Origin of the sequence: Flavobacterium sp. YJ01 (genome assembly GCF_029320955.1) — a bacterium.
In the GTDB taxonomy this organism is placed as follows: Bacteria; Bacteroidota; Bacteroidia; order Flavobacteriales; family Flavobacteriaceae; genus Flavobacterium.
On the sequence record NZ_CP119757.1, the window covers coordinates 3,847,509 to 3,869,017 of the forward strand.

The following is a 21,509-nucleotide window of genomic DNA, read 5'->3' on the forward strand; positions in this document are numbered from 1 at the left end:
TTTACAAAACTATCTTTTAAAAATAGTTCGAGCACCATCTTGATCGTTGGCTACAATTGTTAGGTTTTGATTGTCAAGGTTTTCTATGATGTAAGTTTTACCCTCGAACGAAATTAAATCATGTTCTGACTGATCTAAAATACCAATTCCTTTTTCTACTTGATAAGCACTATTTCTAATCTCAACATTATTTTTATAAGTAATTACTCTTCCTTCAGAAGTAAAGATGATTTTCTTATTAAATCCAATCGTTTTTGGAGTTGCCAAATACGGATTTTCATTACCACCGATAGATTTCTCCCAAGTCCAAGTATTTACTATTGATCCTGAAGCCACTTTAGAAGCATCTAAAGAATATACTGTTGTAAAAAGAAAACAGACGATAAATGATATAAAAAGTTTTTTCATTATTGGATTATTTTAAGCTAGTAATTTTATCTTGGATTATTTTTTTGAAAGCTTTAATAGCAGCACTTTGATCTGCAGTATCAGCGTTGTCAATATAAACTCTCGTAATAACTGCGTTTTGGTTCAATTCAAAATAAACACCGCCTTGAGCAGATTCATTTGGAGTTCCATATGTCTTAGTTTGTCCTTTAAGAGCTAAAATCTCTGCTGGAACATCTTTTAACAATAAAGTATATTCTCCTTTTTTAATAGTTGGAACATATTTGTATTGGTTAAAATCGTATTGTCCAGCGGCAACATTTAAGAATTTTAGAGTATTGTAATCATTGATTTGGAAGAATTTTTGACAATCTGCACCAGTACATTGATTTGAGTAACTTCCCACAATTATATTATTTGGACTTTCATCTGTTTTAAAGAAAATAAATGGTTTTGATGTTTTTGGAATTAAAACAACATCAAACGGACTAGTTGGTGTTTGTGAAACATTTTCATTAGCTCCAGGCGCTTTCTCGTAATAATTCACAATGACTTGGCAACTATTTTCTACTATTGATGTAATTTTTAAAGAATAACCTGTAGTAGGTTTTGGTCCTGCAAAAACTCCAACTAAATATTCTTTTGTAAAATCAATATTTGGATCGCTTGAAACATTACAGCTATTTGCGTGTTTTGAAAATAAATCATCCATTTTTGTCTGAGAACCAACTACAGTTACCGCGGCTGTAGGCGGAGGTGTTTTTACACTATAGTTACACAATAAAGGAAATCCAGTAAATTCTACAAGTGTATTAGCACCGCAATCTGCATATTTAGTATCATCTCCTAGAGAACAAGCACTAATTCCGAAGGCTACAAATAAGCCAAGCATTAATTTTTTCATGAATATTTTGTAATAGGTTATATCTTGTAGATAAGCGTTTTGAAAAAAGGTTGCGTTGGAGAATAATTTTTTTTCGAAAAAATAAAATGTTGATTTAGTTTGGATTAATTCTTAATTCGTGAAATTTCTATTTTAAAAACTAAGTACTACGTATTATTGCGTACTTTTACGTAAAATAAACTTAGTTATGTTAGATTATCTACCGTTTTTAGTGGGTTTTATAATTGCATTATTCATCGGAATGTACGTAGGAAAGTTGCTTTCTGCGTCTAAAAACCAATCAGAAAAGGCAATTTCTGAAGAAAGATTACAGGCATTAAACAATCATTTGCAAATGCTAAAAGAGCAATTTGAGAATGAAAAAAATAATTTTCAGAAACAATTGCAATTTAATAATACTGAGAAAGAAAACATTAGAACAGAAAAAGATAGTTTGGCGATTCAGCTTTCTAAAAAAGAAGTTGATTTTGAAAATTTATGGGAAAGACATAAAGAACAAAAAAACGAAATCAACGAACTTCAAGAAAAATTTACCAAAGAATTTGAAAATTTAGCCAACAAAATTCTCGAAGAAAAATCGGCAAAATTTACCGAACAAAACAGCGAGAATATGAAGAATATTCTGTTGCCACTTCAAGATAAAATTCACATTTTTGAACAAAAAGTCGATCAAACTCATAAAGAAAGTATCGATTATCACGCGGCGCTTCGCCAACAGATTATCGGTTTAAGCGAAATGAACGCTCAAATGAGTAAAGAAACTTTAAACCTTACCAAAGCATTAAAAGGCGATACCAAAATGCAAGGAAATTGGGGCGAATTGGTTCTGGAGCGTGTTCTAGAAAAATCGGGTTTAGAAAAAGGAAGAGAATACGAAGTACAGCAAAGTTTTACCAATGCCGAAGGAAATCGCGTTTTTCCAGATGTTGTCATCAATCTTCCAGATGGCAAGAAAATGATTGTAGATTCGAAAGTTTCTCTTGTTGCGTATGAAAAATGGGTAAATGAGGAATCTGAATTATTAAAAATAGAATTACTCAAAGAACACGTAATTTCTATAAAAAGACATTTAGAACAGCTTGGAAATAAAAATTATCACGATTTATATCAAATAGAAAGTCCCGATTTTGTTCTGCTTTTTATTCCGATGGAACCTGCGTTTGCCATTGCTTTAAATGAAGATCCCACTTTATACACAAAAGCTTTCGATAGAAATATTGTAATCGTTACGCCAAGTACACTTTTAGCAACTTTAAGAACGATTGACAGTATGTGGACGAATCAAAAACAACAGGAAAATGCTTTTGAGATTGCCAGACAAGCGGGCGCATTATACGATAAATTTGAAGGTTTTGTGTCTGATTTAGTTCGTATTGGAAATAAAATTAAAGACACCAAAACAGAGTACGAAAGCGCCATGAATAAATTGGTTGATGGAAAAGGAAATCTGATATCGAGCGTAGAAAGATTAAAAAAAATGGGGGCAAAGGCTAAGAAATCGCTTCCTGAAAATATTATAGCAAGAGCTTTAAATTCAGATGAAAATGAATTATTGAATTAAAATTTAAACACATAGAATCATAGATGTTTTTTTCTGTTAAAGAATTAAAAAAGAAACTAGTTTCTAACACATAGCTATGTTTGTTAATACAAGTGAAACGCCTTTAATGGTATAGAAAAGCTATGATTCTATGTTTTTAAAAATAACTACACACCAAAAAAACAAAAACATGAGTACAGATTTTAAACCCGTTTCTTCATCAAAAGTTAGCATATCAGAATTAATGCTTCCGTCGCATACCAATTTTAGCGGTAAGATTCACGGAGGATATATTTTGCAATTATTAGATCAGATTGCTTTTGCTTCGGCATCTAAGTTTAGTGGCAATTATTGTGTGACGGCATCAGTAGATACGGTAAATTTTCTAAAACCAATTGAAGTTGGTGAATTAGTAACTATGAAAGCTTCTGTAAATTACGTTGGAAGAAGTTCTATGGTTGTCGGAATTCGTGTTGAAGCAGAAAACATTCAAACAGGTGTAATTAAGCATTGTAATTCGTCTTATTTTACAATGGTTGCCAAAGATAAAGAAGGGAAAAGTGTGCAAGTTCCCGGACTGATTTTGTCGAATTTGCAAGAAGTTCGCCGTTTTAGAAAAGCAATTAAACATATCGAAGTTCGAAAAGAAGTTGAAGAACACGAAAAATTGGCAAGTATTAATTCTATCGAAGATTTGGCAAGTTTAGAAAAGTATAATGTGCTATTAGAAATCAGTTAAATTTCTTATATTTATGTAAAACACATTAAATACTAGAAATTATGATAAAGTTTGGATATACAATTTTATACGTTGAAGATGTTGAAGAATCAATTTCATTTTATGAAAATGCTTTTGGTTTTTCAAGAAAATTTGTCTCGCCCGACAATGATTATGGTGAATTGATAACAGGCGAAACAACACTTTCATTTGCTTCTAAAAAATTAGCAGAAAGTAATTTAAAAGATGGTTTTATAGAAAGCAGTTTAGAAGACAAGCCTTTTGCGATAGAAATTGGATTTATAGTAGAAAATGTTCCAGAAGTTTTACAGAAAGCAACTTCTTTTGGAGCAGTAATTGTTTCAGAACCTGTAGAAAAACCTTGGGGGCAAGTTGTGGCTTATGTGAGAGATTTAAATGGTTTTTTAATTGAGATTTGTACAGAAGTAAAAGGTTAGTTGGAGAAATATTTCACTCAAAAAACATTCACAAATATTTAGCATTAGTTCCAAAACTTTGCAAGCAAAAATTCCGTAACTTTAAGTATAACAATTGGGTTACGGAATTTTTTCACTGAGTACTGCCGTTCTATTTTTTTTAATTCATTTTATGAAAATAAAATAGAGTGACATAATTGTTTAACTGTAGACGATTATGAAAACAACTACCTTTTTACTTTTATTTTTTACCGCTTTTTCTGTCCTTGCCCAAGACAAATTTTTTACCAATTCTGGAACTGTAAATTTTGAAGCTTCTGTTCCGTTATTTGAAGAGATAAAAGCTGTAAACAGACAGGTTGCCATACTTTTGGAACCTAAATCCAGTACTTTTATTTGTACTGTTGCCATCAAAGATTTTCGTTTTAAGTTAGATTTAATGCAAGAGCATTTTAATGAAAATTATATGGAAAGTAATCGCTATCCTAAAGCGGTTTTTAAAGGCAAAATAGAAAAATTTGATTTGAAAGATATCAATGAAACGGAAAGGCCTTATCAAATTAAAGGGAAATTAAACTTAAAAGGAAAATCAAAAGAGATTATAGTAAATGCTTTAATTAAACGTGTTCCGGAAGGAATTCAGGTAATTTCAGATTTTCCAATTTCTTTTTCCGATTTTAATATTCGGATTCCAGCTTCTATAGCGGCTAAAATCTCTAAAACGGCCAATACCGCATTAACGGGAATTGTACATAGCGATGAGGTGCGTTTTGCGGTTTTAAAATAACTATTTCAAACAATTTATTAAAGTCTTTTCTAAATCGGTGTCTTGAAATTCAAATCCAGTTTGCTGAATTTTTTCTGAAGAAACTCTTTGTCCAGTCAGAATTACAATGCTCATTTCTCCCAAAAGAATTTTTAAAACAAAAGGAGGAACTTTAGGAAGCCAAATGGAATATCCATAAAGTCTGGCAATGATTTTAGAAAGTCTAGAATTTGTCGTATTGTCTGTAATACAAGCATTATAAGGGCCTTCAAGCTTTGTGTCTTGGAGGCTTTTTAAATAAATATGACACAAATCTTCAACATGAATCCAAGGCAGATATTGTTTTCCTGAACCTAAAATGGCACCAAAACCAGATTTAAAAGATGGAGTCATTTTTTTTAAGAAACCTTCATCTTTACCTAAAACAATTCCTGTTCTTATTTTAACTGTTCGAATATTCAAAGAGCCAATTTTATCGGCTGCGCTTTCCCATTTCTGGCAAACGGTTCCTAAAAAATCATTTGCTGGAGGCGTTTCTTCTTTGCAGATTTTATGGCTGGTAAAAGCGCCGTAAATTCCAACCGCCGATGCAGAAACAAAAGCTTCGAGTTTTTTATTGTTTTTTTCTAAAACAGAAAAGATTAAATCGACAGGTTTTGTGCGGCTTTCTAAAATTGCTTTCTTCCTTTTATTCGTCCATCGTTTATCTACAATTCCTTCGCCAGCAAGATGAATAATATAATCGGCATTTAAAACTGCATTTTCATCAATATAATTCTTTTTTAAATCCCATTTATAATAAGTTATTCTTGGAGTGTTTTCTTTGTCAGAACGACTCAAAACCGATACAGAAAATCCAGCTTCAATTAAAACATCTGTTAAATGTTTTCCAATGAAGCCGCTTCCTCCAGTTAATAGAACGTTTTGAGACATAATAGTTTATAATATATTTAACAGTGTATCTGGTTTGGTTATTAGTAAAGGTACTCAAACAATGTTTACCTTTATACCAAATTCTAAATTTTAATAAAATGACGACTAAAAAAAAGGTAATTACCAAAGATGATATCGTTTCAAAATATATGGAAGAGGTTTTAGAAAAAGGTCAAAAACCAAAATCGGTTTATCATTTTGCTAAAGAAAATGATTTTACGGAAGCTGAGTTTTATTCTTTTTTTGGAACATTAGAAGGTTTAGAAAAAGAAATATTCCGACTGTTTTTTGAAAACACAGTTAATCTTCTTCACAAAAATGAAGAATATCAGGGATATGATATGAAAAATAAAATGCTGAGTTTTTATTTTACTTTCTTCGAAATTCTTACTGCCAATAGAAGTTATGTTTTACAAACACTTAAAATTGATAAAAATCCGCTTAAAAACTTGGTGCAGTTAACTACGCTTAGAAACAGTTTTAAAGAATATGTTGCTGAAATTTTAACTGACGATTACAGATTAGAACAAGAAAGATTTCAGAAATTTCAGGAAAAAGCTATTCAAGAATCTTCTTGGTTGCAGTTAATGCTTACGATTAAATTCTGGATGGAAGACGAATCTGCAGCTTTTGAGAAAACAGACATTTTCATCGAAAAATCGGTTAACGCTTCATTTGAATTGATGAATGTAGCGCCAATGAATCATTTAATAGATTTTGGAAAATTTCTATTTAAAGAAAAAATACACAGCAGATAATGAAAACAATCGATTATATTCCGACCTCAAAAATAGAAAGAGCTGGGAAATTGGTTCAAACAGGTGCTAAAATTGGAGTAAACTATGTAAAGCATTACGCTGAAAAAATGGTTAATCCAGATTTGAGCCGTGATAAACTGAACGAAAATAACGCAGAAGATATTTACGACGGTCTAAAAAGCTTAAAAGGAAGCGCATTAAAAGTAGCGCAAATGCTGAGTATGGACAAGAATTTTCTTCCGCAGGCTTATGTGGAGAAATTTTCGCTTTCGCAGTTTTCTGTCCCGCCGCTTTCTGCACCTTTGGTTTTAAAAACTTTCAAAACTAATTTTGGTAAAACGCCTTATGAAATTTTTGATGAGTTTAATCCGAATTCGGTAAATGCGGCAAGTATTGGTCAGGTTCATTTGGCTAAGAAAAATGACAGAAAACTGGCTGTTAAAATTCAATATCCTGGTGTTGCCAACAGTATTTCTTCAGATTTGGCTTTGGTAAAACCAATTGCGATCAGAATGTTTAATCTACAAGGAAAAGATTCTGATAAATATTTTAAAGAAGTTGAAGATAAACTGATTGAAGAAACTAACTATTTGTTAGAATTAAAACAAAGTCAAGAAGTTGTTGACGCTTGCAATAAAATTGAAAATATAACTTTTCCGAATTACTATCCTGAATTTTCATCAGAGAAAATCATTACAATGGATTGGATGACGGGAATTCATCTCTCTGAATTTACTGCAAAAAATACAGATCAAGAAGTTGGCGACAAGTTAGGTCAGGCGCTTTGGGATTTTTATATGTATCAAATTCATGTTTTGCGAAAAGTACACGCTGATCCGCATCCTGGAAATTTTTTGGTTGATGATCAAAATCAATTAATTGCTTTAGATTTTGGTTGTATGAAACAAATTCCTGAAGAATTTTATACGCCTTATTTTGAATTAATTAATAAAAATGTAATTACCGACGCAAAACTTTTTAATGATAAATTATTCGAATTAGAAATTCTTCATCCAGACGATACGCCAGCAGAAATTGAATATTTTACCGAAATGTTTCATGAATTATTGTCGCTTTTTACGAGACCTTTCCAAAATAAAACTTTTGATTTTGCCGACGAAGAATTCTTTAACGCAATTGCAGAATTAGGAAAACGTTTCTCAGCAGATACAAACTTGAAAAAAATGAACGGAAACCGTGGTTCTAAGCATTTTATTTACATGAACCGTACTTTCTTCGGTTTGTACAATTTAATGTTCGATTTGAAGGCTAAAATTGTGGTTGATGCTTATTTGAAGTATTAAGTTTTTTTGTTTCAGGTTTCAGGTTTCAAGTTGATGAACTTTATGTATAGAACTTTGTCAAAGTTTAAAACTTTGACAAAGTTTTTTTTCGCTTAGTTTGTTATCTTAAGAGAAGTTGAATATTGGATATCCATAGAATATGTCATTTCGACGAAGGAGGGATCTCCGCAAGTAGCTCGACACAGATTAGGAAATGCTTTATGGAGTTACTTGGGGAGATCCCTCGTTCCTCGCAATAACTTTGTATGGTAAAACTTTGACAATGTTTTTTTTCGTACAGTTTGCTTCCTGAGCGAAGTCGAAGGACCGCAAAGAGAAGACACACAGTATGGACAAAGCATGAGATCCTTCGACTTCGCTCAGGAAGACAAGAATTGTGTTCAACCTGAAACTTGAAACCTGAAACAAAAAAATTATTTCAAAATCCCCTTTTTATAAGTCGCAATTGCACGATCTCTTGCATAAGGATGATCTACCATTGGTTCATTATAACCAAAATCAAATTCAGGAATCCATTTTCGGATGTATTCTCCTTTTTCGTCAAATTTCTTTTGCTGAATTTCTGGATTAAAAACTCTAAAATAAGGCGCAGCATCGCAACCAGTTCCTGCCGCCCATTGCCAGTTTCCGACATTAGAAGCTAATTCAAAATCTAACAATTTTTCGGCAAAATACGCTTCGCCCCATTGCCAGTTAATTAGTAAATGTTTGCATAAAAAACTTGCAACGACCATACGAACGCGATTGTGCATATAACCCGTTTCATTTAGTTGACGCATTCCAGCATCAACCATTGGATATCCAGTTGTTCCTGAACACCAGCGTTTAAAATCTTCCTCGTTATTTCGCCATTGAATTCCGTCATAATTTGATTTGAAATTATGATTAACACAATTCGGAAAACTGAATAATATTTGAATAAAGAATTCCCTCCAAATCAATTCGCTTAAAAAAGTCTGATTTTTTCTGTTTGCCCAATTCACTAATTTTCGAATGCTGACTGTTCCAAAACGCAAATGTGGCGAAAGATAAGACGTGCTGTCTAAAGCAGGAAAATCTCTTGTTTCTTTATAATTGGCAATTTGCGTTAAATTATGTGGCTGAACTTTAATCAAACTTCTATCAAAACCGATTTCAGATAAATCAGGAAATTTGAAATTATTTTTTGCAAAATTTGTTTGAAATGAGGTCGAATCATTTTCTGGAATCGAACCTAAAAAACGATATTTTTCTAACCATTTATTTTTATAAGGCGTATAAACCGTGTATGGAAGTCCGTCTGCTTTTGTAATTTCTTTTTCTTCGAAGATTACATGATCTTTAAATGAAAAAGATTCGATGTTGTTTTCTTTTAATAAAGCTGAAATTGTCTCATCGCGTTTTATGGCAAAAGGTTCGTAATCTTTATTAAAGAATACGTTTTGAATTTCAAATTCGTCAATTAGAGATTTCCAAACGTCTTTTGTTTTTCCTTTTTTAATTAAGATAGAAGAATCAAATTTCTTTAATTCTGAACTTATTTTTTCTAACGAATCATAAATAAAAGTTACTCTTGCATCATTTTTAGGAAGATGTTCCAAAATATCTTCATCAAAAATAAATAATGGAATTACTGGAAAATCTGATTGTAGCGCATGAAATAATCCTGTATTGTCTTCTAAACGCAAATCGCGTCTAAACCAGAAAAAGGAAACTTTTTGTTTTGTCATTTTTTTATTTTTTGCCACAGATTAAAAGGATTTAAAAGGATTTTTTTAATCTGTGTTAATCTGTGAAATCTGTGGCTTATTTTTTTGAATTAAACAACTCTTCGATTTTGTTGTATCGATAATCGAAAATGCTTTTGAGTTTGTTTTTAACAACTAATCTATTCATAATTCTTCCAAGAAATCCGAATGGAAGTGCGTAATGAACAATATCTGTCATTTTGGTTCCGCCATCTTCAGTGCGTTCAAAAAAGTGTTTGTGATGCCATAATTTATAAGGTCCAAATTGCTGAATGTCTACAAAATACTCGTTTTCTTGACAAGCTGTAATTTCGGTAACCCAAGAAATTTTTATGCCGAAAAGGGGTTTTAAAGTATACGTAATAATCTGCCCTTGATACATGCGTTTATCGTCGTAATCCTGAATTTCGAAATTCATATTATCAAGTGTGATGGTTTGCAGATTTTTTGGACTAGAGAAAAAGTCCCAACAGTCTTCTACACTTGCATTAATATGTTGTATGGTTACTATTTTATATAATTCCATCTTTGTAAAGTCAATTGTATTTAGACGATAAACATAAATAGTTTTACATCTTATAATATTTAAAAGGCACGAACAACATTCCAAAACATTCTCCTTTTTCTTTCTGTAAATGTTTATGGTGGATTTTATGCGCTTTTCTAAGTCCGATGAGGTATTTATTTTTGGTGTTTTTAAACCATTTAAAACGCTGATGAATCAATACGTCGTGAATTAAGAAATAACAAATGCCGTAAAGTGTAATTCCGCAGGCTATAAAAAACAAATAATTAAATCCGCCTTGAACGCCAAAATAAAATAAGATAATACTCGGAGTGGCAAAAATGACAAAGAAAATATCGTTTCGTTCAAAAGTATTTTCGTATTTCGGCTGATGATGATCGGCGTGAAAATACCACATAAATCCGTGCATGACATATTTGTGCGTCAGCCAAGTAACACATTCCATAAAAAGAAAAACGCCTAAAAAGATTAAAAAAGAAATCATTTTATATATGTTGAATTATTAAAAGTATTATTTAATTGTTTTTGAGTTTAGCTTTGTTTTATAAAATGTTGACTTAAATGAGTTTGTTTTGTCATTTCGACCGAAGGGAGAAATCGCACACGTAACTTCACAATGTGAATAACCAATCTTTGGCGATTTGCTAGTGTGATTTCTCCCTTCGGTCGAAATGACAAACTATACGTCGATTTTACACCAACTTCAATTTATAAGTCACAAAAGACTGCGCCAAAAGTCCCGCTTTTGTATAATTAGAAACCCTAATTCTCGAATTTCCGATTTCATAATATGGTGTGTTTTTTAATTTTTTGAGCAATTTTCTATAATAAACATAAGCCGTATAAACGCCAAATTTTGCTTCCATTGGTAATTTTACAATTCCTTGATAAGCAACTCTAAAATCTTCTTCGATTTCTTTTATGATTTGAGTTTTAGAATCTTCGTTGAAATTATTCAAATTAATTCCAGGAAAATAAGTTCGGTTTAAGATTGTGTTGTCATCTTTTAAATCTCTAAGAAAATTTACTTTCTGAAAAGCAGAACCCAAACGCATGGCTTCGTTTTTCAATTGTTCGTATTTATGTTCTTTTCCAGAAACAAAAACTTTCAAACACATTAATCCGACAACATCAGCAGAACCGTAGATATAATCAATGTATTCTGTTTGCGTTTGATAATTTGATTTTATGAGATCCATTTTCATGCTTTTTAAAAATGCCTGAATAAGATCATCTGTTATATTGTATTCTTTTACAGTATGCTGAAAAGAATTTAAAATTGGATTTAAACTAATGCTCAATTCCATCGCTTTATAATATTCTTTTTCGAAATCATCGATTAGATATTCTTTTTCATAATCATGAAATGAATCTACGATTTCGTCTGCGAAACGAACAAATCCGTAAATGCTGTAAATCGCATCTCGAATACTCGGCGAAAGCATTTTTACTGCAAGTGAAAAAGAAGTACTGTAGCTTTTAGTTACTAATTTGCTGCAATTGAAAGAAACGGCGTCGAATAGTGATTTCATTTTTTAAGATCTTAAAGATTTTTGAATTAATTCAGCTGCTAGTTTTCCTGAAATTAAAGCAGGCGGAACACCTGGTCCAGGAACCGTTAATTGTCCTGTAAAAAACAGATTCTTGACTTTTTTGCTTTTTAATTTTGGTCTTAAAAAAGCCGTTTGCAATAATGTATTCGCCATTCCGTAAGCATTTCCTTTGTAGGCATTATAGTCTGTCACAAAATCATTTTTGCAGAATGTTCTCTTAAAGATAATGTTATTTTTTATTTTTTGTTGTGTAAGTTGCTCAAAACGAGTAATTATCTTTTCGAAATACTCTTCTCGTATTGTTTCGTTATCTTCAATTCCAGGCGCAAGCGGAATTAAGAAAAATCCAGATTCCATTCCGTCTGGAGCTGCCGTTTTATCTGTTTTCGACGGAAAATTGGCATAGAATAAAGGAGCTTCAGGCCATTTCGGATTATCATAAATATCAACAGCATGCTGATTAAAATCGACATCAAAAAATAAGGCATGATGCGAAACGTTTTCTACTTTTTTATCAAAACCGACAAAAAATAGGAGAGAGGAAGGAGCAAAAGTTCTGCTTTCCCAATATTTTTCAGCATACATTCGATGCTCTTTTTCAAGCAAAGTTTCAGAATGCTGATAATCGGCACCACTTAAAACAATGTCTGCTTTTATGGTTTCACCGTTAATAACAATTCCTTTTGCGGTTTTGTTCTCAACAATTATTTTTTCAATTAACGAATTGGTTTTAATTGTTACGCCAAGTTCTAAAGCTAATTTTTCGATTCCTCGAACAACATCAAACATTCCAGTTTTCGGATGCCAAGTTCCTAAACCAAAATCGGCATAATTCATAAAATTATAAAAAGAAGGAGTTTTGTTTGGTTTTGCGCCAAGAAATAAAACGGGAAATTCTAAAATCTGAATCAAGCGTTCGTTTTTGAAATTCTTACGTATATCTGAACTAACATTGCTAAAAAACTGATTGAGTTTTAAGGCTGTTTCTTTTGTAACTAATTCGAGAGGAGAAACTCCAGGACGATATACCAAATCTTTAATCGCAATATCATAATTGCTTTTGGCTTGATCGATAAAGTCTTGCAGTTTTTGACCGCTTCCTTTTTCGATGGTTTCAAATGTAAATTTTATTTCTTCCAGATTATCGTAGATGCTAATAAAATCATTAATTCCAAAATATACTCTGTAAGCTGGATTTAATTTTATAAGCTCGTAATAATCAGAAGTTTTTTTGTTGAAGTCCTGAAAAAAACGTTCGAAAACATCTGGCATCCAGTACCAGCTTGGTCCCATGTCAAAAGTAAAACCATCTTTTTTGAATTGTCTTGCACGGCCACCGATTGTTGGATTTTTTTCGTAGATAGTAACATCGTTTCCTTGTTTAGCAAGGTAACACGCGGCTGCTAAAGAAGAGAAGCCAGAACCTATTATTTGGATAGTTTTTCTCATTTGTTTAACAAATATAAGAAAAACTTAAACAAAATAAAATTAGATCATGTTAATAGTTTCTTCCATCGAATCGAAAATTCGAATTCTTTCGTTTAGAGCTTTTTGGTCAATATGCTCAACCATTTGTCCCATAAGCCAGATTTCATTATTTTTTTGCAATAATTTCTGTCCCATCGATTTTACATATTGGTTGATTACGCTTCTGTCTGGCTGAATTGTCATGAAAGAAACAAACGTGATGTTTTCAAAATGTCTTGTTAAATCCTGTAAATTCTCAATTGGCATGCTTTCTCCCAAGTAAATGGTTTTGTATCCTTTGTCAAGAATTTCATATTGTAAGTACAATAATCCAATTTGGTGAATTTCGTTTAGGGGAAGTGATAATACAAAAATGCGATCTGTTTTGGTTGGCTTTCTAATCTGAAGAGCTTCTGTATAAATTAGGATTTTTTGTTTAATCAAATGACTCATAAAATGTTCATTTGCCGGCGTAATTGTCTCCGATTGCCAAAGTAATCCAAGTTCTTTTAAAAGAGGCAAAAAATGTTCTTTAAAAACTTCTTTAAAAGTCTTTTCAGAAATAAGCCAGTCAAAAGTGTTGAAGAATAATTCTTGGTCAAAATTCATCATCGCCATTTTAAAAGAGGTGATGGCGTAGTTTTGCGAATTCTTTTTAGAAATTATTTCACGTACTAATTGCGGTATTTTTTCTTCTGGATAAGTCGCTATTTTGGAAATCTTATATCCATATTCATGCAACAATGTAATATTTAAAAGTTTCTGTAGATTCTGAAGATTATAGAATCGGATATTAGTATCAGTACGCATCGGCTCAAGAACATTATATCTCTTTTCCCAGATGCGAATGGTATGTGCTTTAATTCCAGATAAGTTCTCCAGATCTTTAATACTGAAAACAGTTTTAATATTGTTTATCATTTTTTGCAATTAAGGTCAACAAATGTAAAACAAAATCTGAGATGTAACCTTAAAACTACATTAAAAAGATAGAGATTTGGTGGTTTTGGTATTTAAAATATATTTTTAAGATAAAAAAAGTATATATTTTTTTAGGAAAATTATTACTTTGATAAAAAAGCAAAACAGCCTGTAAGAATTAAATTTATACAGACTGTTTTTTATTTGTAATTAATTGCAATTATTTGCAAAAAGTAGCTTTGTTTTTAATAGCACTTTGACTGCCTAATTCTATTGCTTTTGTAAAATCTTTGCAAGCATTTTTTTGTCACCGTTGTCGTTATATGCTAAACCTCTTAAATTGTAAGCGATATAATCTTTCGGATTTAAACCTAAAGATGCTGTGCAATCTTCAATCGCTCCTTGATAGTTTTTCAGTTTGTAATAAACATTGGCTCTGCCCGTAAAAGCATCAGAATTCATGTTATCCAATTCGATGGTTTTGCTAAAATCGGCTTGAGCTCCTTTTAAATCATTTAGCTTGTATTTGGCAACGCCACGATTTTGGTAGGCTTCGACAAATTTAGAATTCATACTGATAGCTTTGGTATAATCGGCTATAGCGCCTTTAGTATTTCCAGCTTCAGCTTTTTTCATGGCCCTATCAAAATAGCCAGTTGCAGATTGTGCCCAGATAGAACACGTAAGCATCATTAGAGATGCCAGTAGGTTTTTCATAAACTAATTTGGGATTAGTGATTAATTATTTCCAAACGAATTTAAGAAAGTTTTGTTTTGTAAGAGAATTTCTTTTTTAAATAATGGTTAGAAAATTGGCAATATTACGAGTAAAAAGAATTGGATTTTAATGTTTGATGTTCGTTAATTCTCATAACTTCTAAATTTAGAATAAAATTATTAGCATATTGTTGTCAAGTATATTATATTTGCGACAACAATATAATTTTAAATAAAATGAGAGAATTAACATTTGCATCACTACAAGTGAATGATTTGGAAGCATCGAAAGACTTCTATGAAAAAAAGTTAGGATTTGAAATTGGAAATACTAATCCGCAAGCCTGTGTTTTTAAATACAATGAAGGACAAGCAAGTTTTGCTATTCGTACACCTTTAGAATCAATTGAAGGAAGGGAATTAGGTGTTGGCGTAGCAATTTGGTTTGCTGTTAACGATAATGTAGACGATTTGAAGGAAAAATTTATTGCTAATGGCGTAACTACAGCTGGTCAGATTATTGAAACACCCTTTGGAAGGGCATTTCATGTGCTGGATATTGATGGTTATAAGCTTACTTTTTTAGAGGCAAAATAGAGCTAAATTATTTAGTAGTTTTATAGATAAAACAATTTTTTATTCAGTTTCTTAAAGATTTAGATGATTATCTTTGAGACTTAAAATCTCAATTTTGATTCAACATCAAAACAAATGTTTTTATATTATGTCTAAAGAAATTAATTTCCATTTTAAAAGTCCAGAAGAGAGCCCAGGATATTTACTTGGGCAACTAACAATGTTTTGGCAGCGTAAGCAAAAAAGAGTTTTAGATCCATTAGATTTAACTCAAACGCAATTCGTTTTGTTGGCTGCTTTGGGTTGGCTTTCTAAAAAAAGCAATTCTGTAACGCAGATTGATATTGCTAATCAAAGTAATTCTGATAGGATGATGGTGTCAAAAGTATTGCGAACATTGGAGCAAAAAGGTTTTGTAACAAGGCAAGAACATAAAACAGATACTAGAGCGAAAACTATTCGATTGACCGATGCAGGAGAAATGGTTTTGCAAAAAGCAATTGTTGAAGTCGAAAATGCCGATTTGGATTTCTTTTCTGCGTTAGAAGAGAATCTTTCTTCGTTCAATTGTAATATGGTAAAACTTATTGATAGAAATAGGATTGAATAAAAAGCATAAAAAAAGCCTGCAACTTGCAGGCTTTTTTTTTTAAGTGGTAATAATTATTTGTGACCCGACTGGGGCTCGAACCCAGGACCCCATCATTAAAAGTGATGTGCTCTACCGACTGAGCTATCGAGTCTTCATTTCTTCAATGAGGGTGCAAATATAAGGACTTTATTTAGCTTGTAGCCTCTTTTTTCAAATGATTTTTGCAATAAATTGAAAGAAAAATGATAAAGGTCTATATCACAACGTAATAAGTGTTTTTGTTTTTGTGCGAAAAATCCAAAGTAAGTACTGGAAGATTTAGAATTTAAAGAATACTATCCAATAAATACCTCTATTTTTGATCAATTGTGAAAGAAAATGCTTGAAGTTCGAGAGGTAAAAATTTTTAAAACATTAAAAAAAAGCCTGCAAAATATACACTTTGCAGGCTTTTAAATTTTATAGTGACCATGGAGGGATTTGAACCCTCACGCCCTTGCGAGCACCACCCCCTCAAGATGGCGAGTCTACCGTTTCTCCACATGGCCGAAAATAAAAAAAGGTCAAGTAATTAAATTACTCGACCTTTTTGTGACCCGACTGGGGCTCGAACCCAGGACCCCATCATTAAAAGTGATGTGCTCTACCGACTGAGCTATCGAGTCATTGCTTTCAAGAAATTTAATTTGTTAATCACAAAATTTGTGACCCGACTGGGGCTCGAACCCAGGACCCCATCATTAAAAGTGATGTGCTCTACCGACTGAGCTATCGAGTCATTTAATTTCTTGAATGCGGGTGCAAATATAAGGAGTTTTTTTTGAAGTTTCCAAGCAATTTTATCATAAATTTGTCTTTTTTTTGGAAAAATCTCCAATTGCTTAGTTTATAAGGTTTTATTAATATGAGAAAAATTGTCTTGTTAGGTTATATGGGTTGCGGAAAGTCTACAATCGCCCAAAATTTGTCAAAAATTACCAAAATTCCGTTTTTAGATTTGGATCATTGCATCGAAAAAAGAGCAAATTTATCTATAAATGAGATTTTTTCTCAACATGGTGAGGTGTATTTTAGAAAATTAGAGCACGAAATGTTTGTAGAATTACTAAACTCTCCAGAAAATATAATTATCGGATTGGGCGGAGGAACTCCATGTTATGCTAATAATCACGAATTGTTAAAGGGTGAGAATGTTGCTTCTATATATTTAAAAGCATCTATTGATACTTTATATAATAGATTGGTCTACAATAAAAGTAAACGTCCTTTAATTGCAAATATGAATGAAGAGGAAATGAGAGAGTTTATCGCGAAGCATTTATTCGACAGAAGTTTTTACTACAATCAAGCACAATACAAGGTTGTGGTAGATGATAAATCTGTCGAAGAAACGGTTCAGGATATTTTAGAAATTTTAGCTTAAAGAAGCGTAATCGCCATTTTCAGAATTAAAAATAACTTGTACATGTTCTAATAATGATGTTGAAAGAGAAATTCCTTTAAAATCTGCTTTTACAGGGTATTTTTTATGATTTCTGTCAACAAGTACCGCTGTTTTGAATTTCTTAAGCGGAACATCTAAGAAATGACGAACAGCATAGATTAATGTCGTGCCTGAGTTTAAAACATCATCAACTAAGACTAATCCTTTGTTTTTGTATTCTTCTGGGCTTAATGATGTCTGTATTGCTTCTTGTGGATTTTGTTTGTTTACAGTGACTTCGCAAATAGAAACTTTTAAAGTTGATATACTGCTTAGTGCCGAAGCAATTTTTTCGGCAAAAACAAATCCGTTAGAAGCAATTCCAGCAATAACAACTTCTTCTTCGTCAACAAAAGTCTCGTAGATTTGATAAGCAATTCGCTTTATTTTATGTTCGATTTCTTGATGGGTAAGGATGATATTGCTGCTCATAATGTATTTTTTTTTGCTAATGTACAAATTTAGATATTTAGACTTTTTAGAATAATAGATTTTTAAAATTTAGATTTCGTTTTCTTCGTCTTCATCAAAAATTTCATTTCCATATTCATCAATATCTCTTCTGTCTTTTTTCGTTGGGCGACCAGTTCCACTTTTGCGGTAATGTTCTTTAGATAGTTTTAATAATTCTAAATGCGCGTATGCTTCTGGCGGAGTTTCGTTTTTGCGGTAAATGTCTACCAGTTTGGCACCAACACGACTTTCTGGAATATCTAAAACTGTAATTATCTGCGTAATTTGATCTTTTCTAAAAGTAATTCTGTCTGTAGGAAAAACTTCTTTTGACGGTTTTGCAATCTGCCCATTTACAGTGATGTGATTCTTTTTACAAGCTTCTGTAACCATGTTTCTGGTCTTGTAATATCGAACGCACCATAAGTATTTATCGATTCTCATAATTTTTCTAAAATAGAAGTTAAATTCTTTACAAAAATAAATCAATATTGTATCTTGCGCACCTAAAAAAAAGATAATAATGAATAAATTTAAATATTATTTTGTTTTATTACTTGCTGGTATTGCCATCGTTTCTTGTAATAAAAAGGATGATGATGAAGCAGAAGTTGTTCCTTTGAGGGATTACCAAGAACAATTTAATACGGATAATGCTGATATTGAAGAATTTTTAAATACTAATTATATAACAGTAACGCAGAATCCTGGAGGACAAACTGATCAGGATGTTACTTTTACTAAAATTACAGATCCTGCGGCACAAACTCCTATCATGTCTTATTTGAACAATGCTTCGTTTCCTAAATTATTGGTTAGAAATGTTGATTATCATGGTATCTTATATAAAATGTATTATTTGGTTTTAAGAGAAGGTGTAGGCACTTCGCCAATGAATACAGATGGAGTAGTAACATCATATTATGGGCAATATTTGAAGCGTGTTGAAAAAACAGATACAGAACCATCTCATTTAACTACTACCTTTTTTGAACAAGTTATATATCCAAAGGGAAGTTTAGATTTATATGGTACCATTATGGGATGGAGCGAAGCTTTTCCTCAATTCAAAACCGGAACAACAACGTATAATGCTGATGGAACTGCAAGCTACAAAGATTTCGGTGCTGGAGTTTTATTTATTCCTTCTGGTTTAGGATATTATGCTTCACCGCCATCTGCTAGTGTAATTCCTGCGTATTCGCCATTAATTTTCAGTATTAAATTGTACGATTTCAAAAGAATGGATCATGAAAATAATGGTTATTCAAATGGTCAATTTTTAGAAGATCCAGATGGTATTTATGATTACCAGGAGGATCTTGATGGAGATGGTTATGTTCGTGATTTTAGAAATACTACTTTGTATCCTAATGCTCCAAAAAACCCAGATGATACTGATGGAGATGGAATTCCAGACTTCTTGGATAAAGATGATGATGGTGACGGTTTCTTTACACGTTATGAAGTTACTAAGCCAACAGATGCAATTTTTTCAGGTTTAAGCAAATATTATCCATACGATCCGATTGGGGATAATCCTGCAACACCGAATTATGATGAAACTGAAATTTGGGGTGTTCCACGAAGACCGACAGGTAAACTTAAAGATGAAAGTCAACCAGAATCAATTACGAATCCTCGTGCATTTATTCCTGAAGATTACACAGCGCCAGGAAGAAAGAGAATTTATTTAGATAATACTTATCCTTATCAAAAGAAATAATTTCAAATATTTTATAAAGAAAACCTCGAATTTAAATTTCGAGGTTTTTTTATGTCTTAAATGTTGTTCGGGTGATTTTAATTCAAATAAAAAACCTCGAAAATTGCTTTTCGAGGTTTTTCTATAAGTAGGAAGATGTAAAAATTATTTTCTTTTGATAACTCTTTCTACAGCTTCAACAATTGCTTGATTGTTCAATTTGTATTTCTCCATTAATTGCTCAGGAGTTCCAGATTCACCAAAACTATCTTTTACAGCAACAAATTCTTGAGGAGCTGGATTGTTTAAAGCTAATACTCCAGAAATGCTTTCTCCAAGACCGCCAAGGTAGTTGTGCTCTTCGGCAGTAACTACACATTTTGTTTTAGCAATTGATTTAAGAATAGCTTCTTCATCAAGAGGTTTAATTGTGTGAATGTTGATTACTTCTGCAGAAATCCCTTTCGCTTCTAAGGCTTCAGCAGCGATAAGAGCTTCCCAAACTAAATGACCTGTAGCAACGATAGTAACATCTGTTCCTTCGTTTAATAAAATCGCTTTTCCGATTACGAATGGCTCGTCTGCAGGAGTAAAGTTAGGTACAACTGGACGTCCGAAACGCAAATAAGCAGGTCCGTGATGATCTGCTAATGCAATAGTCGCTGCTTTAGTCTGATTATAATCACAAGTATTGATTACAGTCATTCCTGGAAGCATTTTCATTAAACCGATATCTTCTAAAATCTGGTGAGTTGCTCCGTCTTCTCCTAGAGTTAAACCAGCGTGAGAAGCACAGATTTTTACGTTTTTATCTGAATAAGCAACAGATTGACGAATTTGGTCATAAACTCTTCCTGTAGAGAAGTTCGCGAAAGTTCCTGTAAAAGGAATTTTTCCTCCAATTGTTAAACCTGCAGCAATTCCGATCATGTTAGCTTCTGCGATTCCGATTTGGAAAAAACGCTCTGGGTGATTTTTTTTGAATTCATCAAATTTTAATGAACCAATTAAATCAGCACATAATGCTACAACATTTTCATTTTTTTGACCTAGTTCAGTCATTCCCGCTCCAAAACCTGAACGAGTGTCTTTACTTCCTGTATTTTCGTATTTTTTCATTTTCGTTTTTTGCTATATGCAATAGGCTGTAGGCAATAGGCTTAAAGCTTAATGCTTACTGCTTAAAGCTTTTTTTAATAATCGGCTAAAGTTGAAACGTTTTGAGCTAAAGCAGCTGCCAACTGATCATTGTTTGGCGCTTTACCGTGCCAAGCATGAGTGTGCATCATAAAATCTACACCGTTACCCATTTCTGTATGTAATAAAATACAAACTGGTTTTCCTTTTCCTGTTCTTGATTTAGCATCATTTAAACCAGCAAGGATAGCGTCGATACTGTTTCCTTCTTTAATTTCTAAAACATCCCAATCAAAAGCTTCAAATTTAGCGCGTAGGCTTCCCATTGGTAAAACTTCGTCGGTTGTTCCGTCAATTTGTTTTCCGTTAAGGTCGATAGTTGCAATAATATTGTCTACTTTTTTAGCAGATGCGTACATAATTGCTTCCCAGTTCTGACCTTCTTGCAATTCTCCGTCACCGTGCAAAGTGTAGATTAAGTGATTGTCTCCGTTTAATTTTTTAGCTTGCGCTGCTCCAAGAGCTACAGATAAACCTTGTCCTAATGAACCAGAGGCAATACGAACTCCAGGTAAACCTTCGTGAGTTGTTGGGTGTCCTTGTAAACGAGAATCTAATAATCTGAAGGTAGCCAATTCTGAAACTGGAAAATATCCGCTTCTTGCTAAAACGCTATAAAATACAGGTGAAATATGTCCGTTTGAAAGGAAGAATAAATCTTCTCCAATTCCGTCCATATCAAAACCTTCTTTGCGGTCCATAATATTTTGATATAGTGTTACCAAAAATTCAGTACAACCTAATGAACCACCTGGGTGTCCAGAGTTTACAGCATGTACCATTCTAAGAATATCTCTTCTTACTTGGATCGTTAAATCGCTTAATTGTTGTGTGTTAGGCTTCAT

General features: G+C 32.4%; 24 protein-coding genes and 4 tRNA genes. 10 read left to right on the top strand and 18 right to left on the bottom strand.

Annotated elements, in window-relative coordinates; all coding sequences use genetic code 11:
- Nucleotides 1-9 precede the first annotated feature (9 nt).
- On the bottom strand, nt 10-408 hold the full coding sequence (locus P0R33_RS16895; RefSeq protein ID WP_276172358.1) for a hypothetical protein: 399 nt from the start codon (nt 406-408) through the stop codon (nt 10-12).
- Nucleotides 409-415: 7 nt separating this feature from the next.
- On the bottom strand, nt 416-1,291 hold the full coding sequence (locus P0R33_RS16900; protein WP_276172359.1) for a protease complex subunit PrcB family protein: 876 nt from the start codon (nt 1,289-1,291) through the stop codon (nt 416-418).
- 187 nt (nt 1,292-1,478) lie between these two features.
- Between P0R33_RS16900 and rmuC the strand changes: the two genes are divergently transcribed.
- The 4 genes from rmuC (at nt 1,479) to P0R33_RS16920 (ending at nt 4,773) form a co-directional block, all read left to right on the top strand.
- The gene (rmuC, locus tag P0R33_RS16905; protein ID WP_276172360.1) at nt 1,479-2,852 is read left to right on the top strand and encodes a DNA recombination protein RmuC; all 1,374 of its coding nucleotides are present in this window, start codon (nt 1,479-1,481) and stop codon (nt 2,850-2,852) included.
- Between the two features lie 169 nt (nt 2,853-3,021).
- Nucleotides 3,022-3,570 (top strand): acyl-CoA thioesterase, encoded by a 549-nt coding sequence (locus tag P0R33_RS16910; RefSeq protein WP_184167200.1) that lies wholly within the window; start codon nt 3,022-3,024, stop codon nt 3,568-3,570.
- Between the two features lie 41 nt (nt 3,571-3,611).
- Nucleotides 3,612-4,007 (top strand): VOC family protein, encoded by a 396-nt coding sequence (locus tag P0R33_RS16915; protein ID WP_276172361.1) that lies wholly within the window; start codon nt 3,612-3,614, stop codon nt 4,005-4,007.
- 196 nt (nt 4,008-4,203) lie between these two features.
- On the top strand, nt 4,204-4,773 hold the full coding sequence (locus P0R33_RS16920; RefSeq protein WP_276172362.1) for a YceI family protein: 570 nt from the start codon (nt 4,204-4,206) through the stop codon (nt 4,771-4,773).
- Here P0R33_RS16920 and P0R33_RS16925 read toward each other — a convergent pair whose 3' ends face one another.
- A complete protein-coding gene (locus tag P0R33_RS16925) occupies nt 4,774-5,685 on the bottom strand; it encodes a TIGR01777 family oxidoreductase (RefSeq protein WP_276172363.1) in 912 nt (303 codons plus the stop codon). It abuts the gene before it with no gap.
- A 98-nt stretch (nt 5,686-5,783) separates the two neighbouring features.
- Between P0R33_RS16925 and P0R33_RS16930 the strand changes: the two genes are divergently transcribed.
- Nucleotides 5,784-6,443 (top strand): TetR family transcriptional regulator C-terminal domain-containing protein, encoded by a 660-nt coding sequence (locus tag P0R33_RS16930; protein ID WP_276172364.1) that lies wholly within the window; start codon nt 5,784-5,786, stop codon nt 6,441-6,443.
- Complete coding sequence (locus P0R33_RS16935) at nt 6,443-7,747, top strand: AarF/UbiB family protein (protein ID WP_276172365.1); 1,305 nt, start codon at nt 6,443-6,445, stop codon at nt 7,745-7,747. The genes P0R33_RS16930 and P0R33_RS16935 overlap by 1 nt, the downstream gene beginning before the upstream one ends.
- Before the next feature lie 413 nt (nt 7,748-8,160).
- Here the strand turns inward: P0R33_RS16935 and P0R33_RS16940 are convergent, their stop codons facing one another.
- The 7 genes from P0R33_RS16940 to P0R33_RS16970 form a co-directional block, all read right to left on the bottom strand.
- Nucleotides 8,161-9,456, bottom strand: coding sequence for a deoxyribodipyrimidine photo-lyase (locus P0R33_RS16940; RefSeq protein ID WP_276172366.1), 1,296 nt, complete (start codon nt 9,454-9,456; stop codon nt 8,161-8,163).
- A 76-nt stretch (nt 9,457-9,532) separates the two neighbouring features.
- Nucleotides 9,533-10,000, bottom strand: coding sequence for an SRPBCC family protein (locus P0R33_RS16945; protein ID WP_276172367.1), 468 nt, complete (start codon nt 9,998-10,000; stop codon nt 9,533-9,535).
- A gap of 43 nt (nt 10,001-10,043) precedes the next feature.
- On the bottom strand, nt 10,044-10,484 hold the full coding sequence (locus tag P0R33_RS16950) for a sterol desaturase family protein (protein ID WP_276172368.1): 441 nt from the start codon (nt 10,482-10,484) through the stop codon (nt 10,044-10,046).
- Nucleotides 10,485-10,692: 208 nt separating this feature from the next.
- Nucleotides 10,693-11,532, bottom strand: a complete 840-nt coding sequence (locus tag P0R33_RS16955; RefSeq protein WP_276172369.1) for a phytoene/squalene synthase family protein — start codon at nt 11,530-11,532, stop codon at nt 10,693-10,695.
- A 3-nt stretch (nt 11,533-11,535) separates the two neighbouring features.
- On the bottom strand, nt 11,536-13,002 hold the full coding sequence (locus P0R33_RS16960) for an oleate hydratase (RefSeq protein WP_276172370.1): 1,467 nt from the start codon (nt 13,000-13,002) through the stop codon (nt 11,536-11,538).
- A gap of 39 nt (nt 13,003-13,041) precedes the next feature.
- Nucleotides 13,042-13,941 carry a MerR family transcriptional regulator gene (locus P0R33_RS16965; RefSeq protein ID WP_276172371.1) on the bottom strand — a complete coding sequence of 300 codons (900 nt, stop codon included), beginning with the start codon at nt 13,939-13,941 and terminating at the stop codon, nt 13,042-13,044.
- A gap of 270 nt (nt 13,942-14,211) precedes the next feature.
- Nucleotides 14,212-14,658, bottom strand: a complete 447-nt coding sequence (locus P0R33_RS16970) for a tetratricopeptide repeat protein (protein WP_276172372.1) — start codon at nt 14,656-14,658, stop codon at nt 14,212-14,214.
- 237 nt (nt 14,659-14,895) lie between these two features.
- On the opposite strand from P0R33_RS16970, the gene P0R33_RS16975 reads away from it, so the two are divergent.
- Both P0R33_RS16975 and P0R33_RS16980 read left to right on the top strand, forming a co-directional pair.
- Entirely contained in the window at nt 14,896-15,255 is a 360-nt protein-coding gene (locus P0R33_RS16975) for a VOC family protein (protein ID WP_276172373.1), read from the top strand.
- Between the two features lie 127 nt (nt 15,256-15,382).
- The gene (locus P0R33_RS16980; protein ID WP_276172374.1) at nt 15,383-15,844 is read left to right on the top strand and encodes a MarR family transcriptional regulator; all 462 of its coding nucleotides are present in this window, start codon (nt 15,383-15,385) and stop codon (nt 15,842-15,844) included.
- A 60-nt stretch (nt 15,845-15,904) separates the two neighbouring features.
- Here P0R33_RS16980 and P0R33_RS16985 read toward each other — a convergent pair.
- The 4 genes from P0R33_RS16985 to P0R33_RS17000 all read right to left on the bottom strand — a co-directional run bounded on the left by P0R33_RS16985 (nt 15,905) and on the right by P0R33_RS17000 (nt 16,604).
- Nucleotides 15,905-15,977, bottom strand: a tRNA-Lys gene (locus P0R33_RS16985).
- Nucleotides 15,978-16,291: 314 nt separating this feature from the next.
- Nucleotides 16,292-16,374 (bottom strand) — tRNA-Leu (locus P0R33_RS16990).
- Between the two features lie 44 nt (nt 16,375-16,418).
- Nucleotides 16,419-16,491: transfer RNA gene (locus P0R33_RS16995), tRNA-Lys, on the bottom strand.
- 40 nt (nt 16,492-16,531) lie between these two features.
- Nucleotides 16,532-16,604: transfer RNA gene (locus P0R33_RS17000), tRNA-Lys, on the bottom strand.
- A gap of 126 nt (nt 16,605-16,730) precedes the next feature.
- Between P0R33_RS17000 and P0R33_RS17005 the strand changes: the two genes are divergently transcribed.
- A complete protein-coding gene (locus P0R33_RS17005; RefSeq protein WP_276172375.1) occupies nt 16,731-17,249 on the top strand; it encodes a shikimate kinase in 519 nt (172 codons plus the stop codon).
- Here P0R33_RS17005 and P0R33_RS17010 read toward each other — a convergent pair.
- Together P0R33_RS17010 and P0R33_RS17015 are read right to left on the bottom strand one after the other, a co-directional pair.
- Entirely contained in the window at nt 17,241-17,741 is a 501-nt protein-coding gene (locus P0R33_RS17010) for a phosphoribosyltransferase domain-containing protein (RefSeq protein WP_276172376.1), read from the bottom strand. The two genes, P0R33_RS17005 and P0R33_RS17010, sit on opposite strands and share 9 nt — an antisense overlap.
- Before the next feature lie 69 nt (nt 17,742-17,810).
- Nucleotides 17,811-18,206: an RNA-binding S4 domain-containing protein gene (locus P0R33_RS17015; protein ID WP_276172377.1), complete on the bottom strand. Its 396-nt coding sequence runs from the start codon at nt 18,204-18,206 to the stop codon at nt 17,811-17,813.
- Nucleotides 18,207-18,285: 79 nt separating this feature from the next.
- On the opposite strand from P0R33_RS17015, the gene P0R33_RS17020 reads away from it, so the two are divergent.
- The gene (locus tag P0R33_RS17020) at nt 18,286-19,488 is read left to right on the top strand and encodes an FKBP-type peptidylprolyl isomerase (protein WP_276172378.1); all 1,203 of its coding nucleotides are present in this window, start codon (nt 18,286-18,288) and stop codon (nt 19,486-19,488) included.
- A 144-nt stretch (nt 19,489-19,632) separates the two neighbouring features.
- On the opposite strand, the gene P0R33_RS17025 is transcribed toward P0R33_RS17020, so the two are convergent.
- On the bottom strand, nt 19,633-20,586 hold the full coding sequence (locus P0R33_RS17025; RefSeq protein ID WP_276172379.1) for a transketolase C-terminal domain-containing protein: 954 nt from the start codon (nt 20,584-20,586) through the stop codon (nt 19,633-19,635).
- Between the two features lie 74 nt (nt 20,587-20,660).
- Nucleotides 20,661-21,509 carry a transketolase gene (locus P0R33_RS17030; RefSeq protein ID WP_276172380.1) on the bottom strand — a complete coding sequence of 283 codons (849 nt, stop codon included), beginning with the start codon at nt 21,507-21,509 and terminating at the stop codon, nt 20,661-20,663.